The sequence below is a fragment of the Actinomadura terrae genome (genome assembly GCF_022751215.1).
Taxonomy (GTDB): Bacteria; Actinomycetota; Actinomycetes; order Streptosporangiales; family Streptosporangiaceae; genus Spirillospora; species Spirillospora terrae.
In genome coordinates this window covers 1,085,176-1,091,803 of sequence record NZ_JAICDG010000003.1, presented here as the reverse complement: position 1 = coordinate 1,091,803, position 6,628 = coordinate 1,085,176, and the positions used below count along the sequence as shown (strand labels likewise).

At 69.6% G+C, this 6,628-nt stretch carries 9 protein-coding genes and 1 pseudogene; 3 read left to right on the top strand and 7 right to left on the bottom strand.

The features are described from left to right. The first annotated feature begins 291 nt into the window (after positions 1–291). Entirely contained in the window at positions 292–759 is a 468-nt protein-coding gene (locus tag K2F47_RS24700) for a pentapeptide repeat-containing protein (protein ID WP_242907492.1), read from the top strand. A gap of 43 nt (positions 760–802) precedes the next feature. Here the strand turns inward: K2F47_RS24700 and K2F47_RS24695 are convergent, their stop codons facing one another. Continuing rightward, positions 803–943, bottom strand: a complete 141-nt coding sequence (locus tag K2F47_RS24695; RefSeq protein WP_242907490.1) for a hypothetical protein — start codon at positions 941–943, stop codon at positions 803–805. Between the two features lie 93 nt (positions 944–1,036). Further along, complete coding sequence (locus K2F47_RS24690) at positions 1,037–1,282, bottom strand: chorismate-binding protein (protein WP_242907488.1); 246 nt, start codon at positions 1,280–1,282, stop codon at positions 1,037–1,039. A gap of 140 nt (positions 1,283–1,422) precedes the next feature. Between K2F47_RS24690 and K2F47_RS24685 the strand changes: the two genes are divergently transcribed. Beyond that, on the top strand, positions 1,423–1,980 hold the full coding sequence (locus K2F47_RS24685) for a cysteine hydrolase family protein (protein ID WP_242907486.1): 558 nt from the start codon (positions 1,423–1,425) through the stop codon (positions 1,978–1,980). Positions 1,981–2,051: 71 nt separating this feature from the next. On the opposite strand, the gene K2F47_RS24680 is transcribed toward K2F47_RS24685, so the two are convergent. Further along, a complete protein-coding gene (locus K2F47_RS24680; protein WP_242907484.1) occupies positions 2,052–2,687 on the bottom strand; it encodes a hypothetical protein in 636 nt (211 codons plus the stop codon). A 322-nt stretch (positions 2,688–3,009) separates the two neighbouring features. On the opposite strand from K2F47_RS24680, the gene K2F47_RS24675 reads away from it, so the two are divergent. Next, positions 3,010–3,288 carry a hypothetical protein gene (locus tag K2F47_RS24675; protein WP_242907482.1) on the top strand — a complete coding sequence of 93 codons (279 nt, stop codon included), beginning with the start codon at positions 3,010–3,012 and terminating at the stop codon, positions 3,286–3,288. 222 nt (positions 3,289–3,510) lie between these two features. Here K2F47_RS24675 and K2F47_RS24670 read toward each other — a convergent pair whose 3' ends face one another. From K2F47_RS24670 to K2F47_RS24655, 4 genes and pseudogenes are all read right to left on the bottom strand, one after another. Further along, positions 3,511–3,675: a hypothetical protein gene (locus K2F47_RS24670; RefSeq protein ID WP_242907480.1), complete on the bottom strand. Its 165-nt coding sequence runs from the start codon at positions 3,673–3,675 to the stop codon at positions 3,511–3,513. 528 nt (positions 3,676–4,203) lie between these two features. Further along, positions 4,204–4,521: a hypothetical protein gene (locus tag K2F47_RS24665; RefSeq protein WP_242907478.1), complete on the bottom strand. Its 318-nt coding sequence runs from the start codon at positions 4,519–4,521 to the stop codon at positions 4,204–4,206. 360 nt (positions 4,522–4,881) lie between these two features. Continuing rightward, a pseudogene (locus K2F47_RS24660) lies at positions 4,882–5,124 on the bottom strand (Rid family hydrolase); the annotation flags it as partial. A 278-nt stretch (positions 5,125–5,402) separates the two neighbouring features. After that, entirely contained in the window at positions 5,403–6,494 is a 1,092-nt protein-coding gene (locus K2F47_RS24655; RefSeq protein ID WP_242907476.1) for a serine hydrolase domain-containing protein, read from the bottom strand. Between the last annotated feature and the right edge of the window lie 134 nt (positions 6,495–6,628).

Genomic DNA, 6,628 nt, shown 5'->3' with positions numbered 1-6,628 from the left:
GCAGGGAACTCCCACGTATACCCGCAACGCCCTCGCGGCTTGCTTGAGCCGGATGCGATGCCAAGTCGCACGTCCGGTTCTGAGGGGGCCGGGACGCAGCGATGCGTCCCGGCTACCCGACACACGCCCCCGCCAGAGGACGCGCCACCGGGCGATGCCGAACTGGCGCGCCGCCGCGAGGAACTCCAGGTCCGGCATACAGCTCAGGATCTGCTGTCCACCCATCTTCGTGACGGGGAGTATCGGGGCCAGCGCGCGGAGGCCAAACTCCCGCCCACGTACTGGCCCGGCATGAGCCTGGACCTCTCAGGAGCTCACCTGGACGGGTTCAGCCTCATCGACTGCCGCGTCGACAGCCTTGAGTGCCACCACGCCCGCTTCGCCGGCGAAGCCATGCTCCGAGGGTTGCACTGCGGCCTTGCCTTCTTTCAAGGCGCCATCTTCGAGGGCCTCACCGACTTCCGCGGGCTCAACCTCGAACACCACGTCTGGTTTTCCCACTCGACCTTCTCCATCGGCGGCCGGTTCAACGGGGCGACCTTCTCCGGAAGCGCCGACTTCACCGACGCCGAGTATGAACAGGGCTCCGAGTCGGTGAATCTCAACGACGTGTGCATCAAAGATCCCAACGCCCTCAGTGTCGAGGACGGTAACGCCCCCAGCACCTGGCCGCCTGGATGGGTCGCCCAACCACGAGAAGACGGGACCGCCACACTCGTGCGGAGATCACCACAGGCACAGGGCGAAACAACGAGCTGATGTGGCAGGAATGGTCCATTCCCTGCCACATCGAGTTCGTGGGTCAGGCGGGATCCGCCGTCTTCCAGGCGAGCACGAACTGCTCGTAGAAGTAGTCGAACCACTCACCGCCTCGCGCCCGCTCCAGGGTGAACGTCGAACGGTAGTCGTGGTCTCCGTTGCACGATCCCAGCCGAAGGTCCATGCGGCCCGTCTGGCTTCCGGGGTCGTAGCGTGTAAGGGGCGAGGTAGTCGATCAGCCTGATCTCCAAGCCCGAATGATCCGCCGCCAGGGCACTCAACGCAGCGAGGTTGTTGTCGAGGTCTCTCTGCATGTCCTTGAGCGCGTTGGAGGAAGACCGAGACTGTGGGGGAAGGCGTCCACATCCGCGCCCGGCCCAGCGCCTGCGACGTCGACCGGTGAGGCCGCAGCCATCGGGCGATCGCGGCGATCATCGCGCGGCCCCACGGCGCACACGGTGTTGAAGTCGTTGCGGACCAGGTCGACGATCATGAGGTTCTCGGCGTGGTCCTTCTCGCTCACCGCCCAACTCGCGGCGGAGCGCCGCGTCCCGCCGGGGCGTCGCACTGCGCGGGCCGCCACCACGCGATCATCATAGTGGCCGGGATGATCGTCCTACTGACCACGGGACGGCGGATGGAACGACTCGACGGGAGCCTGTCATGACCACAGCACTGATCATCGGAGACGTCCAGCGGGGCATCACGAGCGGCTACCCGTTCGCCCGGCAGGTCGTGCCGCCGCTCACGGAGCTGCTCCCGCGCACTCGCGCGGCCGGTGTGCTCGTCGCCTTCGTGCACTTCGCCTTCCGGCCCAACGGGGCCGACCTCCCGCCGGGCAATGCCATGTTCAGGTCGTTCTACGAGGCCGGGGACGCCTTCCTGGAGGGATCGGCCGGAGCGGAGATCGATCTGCCGGTCACCGAGGAAGACGTCGTCGTGCTCAAGCGCCGCGCCAGCGCGTTCGCCGGCACGGACCTCGACCTCGTGCTCCGCGCCGGCGGCGTCGACACGATCCTGGTCGCGGGAGTCGCGACCAGCGCGATGGTGGCCGCGACGTGCTACGACGCGGCGGACCGCGGCTACCGGGTGACCGTCCTGCGCGACGGCTGCGCCGATGGCGACGCGGTGATGCACGATTTCTTCATGGACGCCGTGTTCCCCAGTCGCGGGTTCGAGGTCGTCACCTGCGCCAGCTGGCAAGAGGGACAGCAAGAGTGAACGGCACGTTCCCAAACCGGAGTGGGCCGGGCGGTCCGAGTACTGGCGACGGCCAGGCTTCCGGGAGGTCGTCAGCCTCCTCCAGCGGTGGCGGTCAGGAACTCGACATGGTCATTGCCGGTCAGGGGCGTACTGCTGTCGCCCTGCGTCAGCTGGCCGTCGATGAAGACCCAGTGGGCATCCCGCACCTGGCCCTGATCATCGCGCAGGGCCCGGCCGGCGTCGGGGTAGCGGCGCCCGACGTCGGCGAGGGCCTCGCCCAGCGTGGCGGCAGGGATGTCCAGGGAGCTTTGGTGGTCGACGAGGCGAAGTAGTGGCCCGGAGAGCAGATGGTCGCCACCTGGCGGGCGTCCTCTCGTGAATCGGCCCCGCATGTCGGGGTGGCCGGCGTCGGCGGCGGCGTGCGGGGCCTCGGTCAGGTTGGGCAGTTCGGCCTCCAGCCACTCAAGCGCCTGCTCGCGGGTGGCGAACCCGCGCGCGGCCGGAGGCGGGCGCCAGGACCTCCAGCGGCTCGGCCGGGGCGTCGGCGCGGCCCACGAACTCCGGCACCGGGGCGCACCAGCCGTTGAGCCCGCAGGGCACCTGGGCGGGAGCTGCACGGTGATGTCGCGGCCCTGCACCACCGACCCGATCACCACCGCACCCGACACCGAGTTCACCACCCACCCCGCCCCGCCCTGGTGCCCGTCCCGCTGTTCGACCGCCATGCCGCGACGGTAGGGGCACCACCGCCCGGCTCGCGCGTCGCCGACGCCGATCGCCGGGACGGTGACCGGCCCCGGCCATCTCAACACGCCCACTGCTACGTACAGTGATTCTCGGTGGTCTGCGTGCTCACCTGGCCAAGCCGCGCGCTCTCCCACGCCACGCGGACCCTACAACGCGGCGATGGCAGGCCGCCGCGAGGACGCCCTGGCGATGATGGCCCAAGCGCGCCCGGGTGGCGGCCAGGCTGCCGGAGCAGATGCCCGCCCTGCCGTCGCTCCAGGCCACCTCGGCGCAGGTCGCGCTGTATGAGGTGGGCGTGCGGTGGGGCCTGGGCGACGCCGGCGCGGCGCTGGCCGCCGGACAAGGACTACGCGCCGAGCAGTTTCCCACCCAGAGCGGCGCGCACGCCTGCACACCGACCTGGCCCGCGCGCACGTCCTACGACACGAGCCCGAACCCGCGATCGCCCGGCTGCTGGCGGCCTACCAGCACGCACCCGGCGAGGTCCGAGACCGCACCTCCATCCGCAGCATCGCCGTGGAACTGGTCCAACAGCACCGGCACGTCCCCGGAGCCCGGGAGCTCGCCGCCCTGCTGTAAACACGCTCCCGCAGCGATCGTTCCCCTGGTCCACCGGCTGCGTGAGCAGCGCAAAACATCGTGAACCGGAGTCCCCCTGGCACCCCTACAGGCGACGTGGTGCGCGGGGCGCGCCAGCACACCCCAGCAGGCGGAGACCACGTCCCTGCTCGACCCCCGGGCCTCTCGTGTGCACCTTGGAGCCGAGCAGGACGCCGAGGACGCTACCGCGCAGCTACGGGGTTATAGGCAGAACCAGCCGTTTTGGACGTAGCCATGGGCGTTGACGTCGCCGTAGGCGAATCCGTAGACCCACTCGCTGCCGAACTCAGCGTCGACGCCCTGAACGGTGAACGTCTGGGGCTTGCCGAGATAGCCGAACGCCGCTCCGCCTCGGGTGTGGCGCACCTCCAGACTGTCAGCGCAGACCGTGAGGCGACGTTGATGTTAGGCGTCTTCGCCACTGGCATATCGATAGGGACCACCGGCTTGCGTAACCGGCGCCGCGTACGCGGCGCCATGGGCCGCCGGGTCTGCGGCGGTCGGCTGGCGGGCTTGTGCCGCCGTCGCGGGCACCAACGAGGCGGCCAGCACGGCCGCGAAGACCAACGCTCGCATCCACATGAGGCTTCTCCTTGATCGAGTTGGCCGCCCAGGACTGGACCCTGATCGATCCGCGCCTCCGCGCAGCACCGGTGTTGCTCTGCAGCCGCAACGAAACATGCAGTGACCACAGGGGTCAATGGCCTCCGCAGGAGCAAAGCCATGTCCAAGGCGCAACGTCCTCCGACCTGCAGACGGGCGGTCGTCGCCGACCTGCCAGGCCAGCAGCATCGCGGCCATCCCCCGCTCCCGGTCCCGATCTTCGGCTCCCGTTTCTTCGATGGTTGGAGGTGCTGGAGCCGGGCGTGGTGTTTTGGTCGGAGTCCGTCGCGGTCAGCGCTTGCGCGCGATGCGCCGCCCGGCCACAACGGCGGCGCCCACGGCCGCCACCACCGGCGCCGCGCGTAGGAACCGCCGCAGCGTAAGGAGCTTCGCGAGCCCGACCACCCTGCCCGGCAGCGCGGCGACCTCGCCGCCGACCTGGGCCACGCCCTTGGCGGCGCCGCCTGCGCCCTTGCTCACGCCCTGACCCGCCGCTTCGGTCGCGTCCGTACCCGTGTGGGCGGCCTTCGTGGTTCCGGTGGCAGCCTTGCGCCCGGCGTTCGCCACGGCGGTCTTGGGGGTCGCGTCCGGTACCTCGGGGGGTTTCATGTCGCTCCTTTCATGGATTCGTAAACCGCGGTTTACCCGGCCCGCCGTGGGCAAACAACGTCGAACTGCGGATCGCCGGGCATCCCCGGCCGGTGCTCTTCCTGGTCGGCCGCAGCGCACCCAACTCCCCCACCGTCCGCCTGGCCGAGGCGGAGATGGTCGCCGTGCACCGGCACCTGGACCTGATCTACGGCAGCGACGTCAACGCCGCCGCGCTCGGCGAGAGGCCCCCGCCCCACCCGCGCGACCCCTACAAATCGAACAGGAAATTCGACCTGCGCCCCGCCCGGGAACTGGCCGACGCCGGACTGGTCCTGCCTACGGCGCCCTCGCCGACGAACTGGCTCGCCGCGGCGTCCTTTAGTCGAGGATCGCGGTCGCCTCGACCTCGACGAGAACATCCGGTTCGAAGAGGAACTCGACGCCGATCAGGGACGCCGGTGGCGTGGGAAACCGGAGTCCGATCTCCTCGGCGGCGCTCTCCACCCCGGCCATGAAGTCATCGATCTTCTCCGGGCTCCACCGGGTCACATAGAACGTCAGGCGCAGCACGTCCGCGAACGAGGCGCCCGCGCCCTCCAGTCCGACTGAGGTGTGGCGCAGCGTCGAAAAACCTTCTGGAGCAGGGGCCAGGAGGGAGCGCCGGCGATGCCCCGCTGACGGCAGACCCCAGAGCAGTACCGGCCGAGATACCGGCGAGGCTGTGTTCCTGCCCACCCTTGTTCAGGTTGGCTGCCATTCCTGGTGGGAGCGGTTGTTGGTGCAAGTCGACTGGACCGCTTGGGCTCCGTTGTCGATGCCCCCCGTTCTGGCCACCCCAACCATGATCATTTATCCTCCTGCGAGGGCATCGCCGGGCGCCTGCGACGTGAAACGTCCGGCTACTTCGTCGGGCAGAACACCGCCTTGACCGACTCGGAGACGGCGCGCATGGCGGTCTCGCGTTCCTTGTCCCGGCCAGCCACAGTGGTGGAGACGGCGTACTGCAGGCGACCGTCGGAGGAGGTGTAGGTGGTGGCGGTGAAGCCGGGGGCGGCTCCCACGTGGCCGGGCAGCAGTTCGGGGCTGCCCGCGCAGGGGCCGCCGGGCGGCAGCGGGGCCTGGCCGGGCGGCGGGTCGGTGATGACCTTCTGCAGGTCCGCGGGCAGGAGCCTGCCCTGCTGGAACGCCTGCTGGAACCGGCTGACATCGCGCGCCCTGGAGACCACGCCCGCGGCCCCCCGCAGCGTGCTGGGGTTGAGCCGGTCGACATCGCGCAGCGTGCCGGTCTCGTCGGCCCAGTAGCCACGCCCGTGCGGGCCCTTGATGCCCTGCGGCGGCCGGGTCGGCATATAGCTGTCGGTCATCTTCAAGGGCGTGAACAGGCGCCGGTTGAACTCGGCGTCCAGACCGTGCCCGGTCACCTTCTCGATGATGATGCCGAGTAGCAGGTAGTTAGTATTGGAGTAGTTCCAGGTTCCCAGCTCCACCGGCCGCGGCTTGCCGCGGGAGATCTCCAGCAGCTCGGTCGGGGTGTAGCGGGTGGTGAAGTCGAAGGGGTCGACCGGGAGGTAGTCGGGGATCCCGCTGGTCAGCTCGATGAGGTGCCGCACGGTGATCTCGGATGCGCGCTCGACCAGGTCGCGGGCGGCCACCCGCGGCAGGACGTCGCTGAGCTTGTCGTCCAACCGCAGCCTGCCCTCCTTGACCAGCTGCAGCACGATGGTGGCGGTCATCTGCTTGGTCTGCGAACCGATCCGGTAACGGGCGTCGGAGGGAATCTTGCCGCCCTTGCCGCCGAGCAGGCGTGAGCCCGCCGAGCCGCTGCCGATGCGCTTGCCGTCGTAGTACACCTCGCCGATGACGCCCACCACGCCCGGCGTCGCGGCCACCTTCTCCAGCGCCCGCTGCACGCTGGCGGTCTTCGGCCGATCAACGCCAGCGGCGCCCGCGGCCGCCGTGGCGCCAGGCAGCGCAGCCGTCACCGCCAGCACGGCGCATCCCCAACCGGCCATCTTCCGAGCAGTCACCCGCATCACAGAGGTTCCTTCCTGCGAACACACCGGAAGCGCAAGGTGAGCCCTGCGAGAAACCCCCGGCGCCGCAACGTTCGAGGACCAGATCTAGA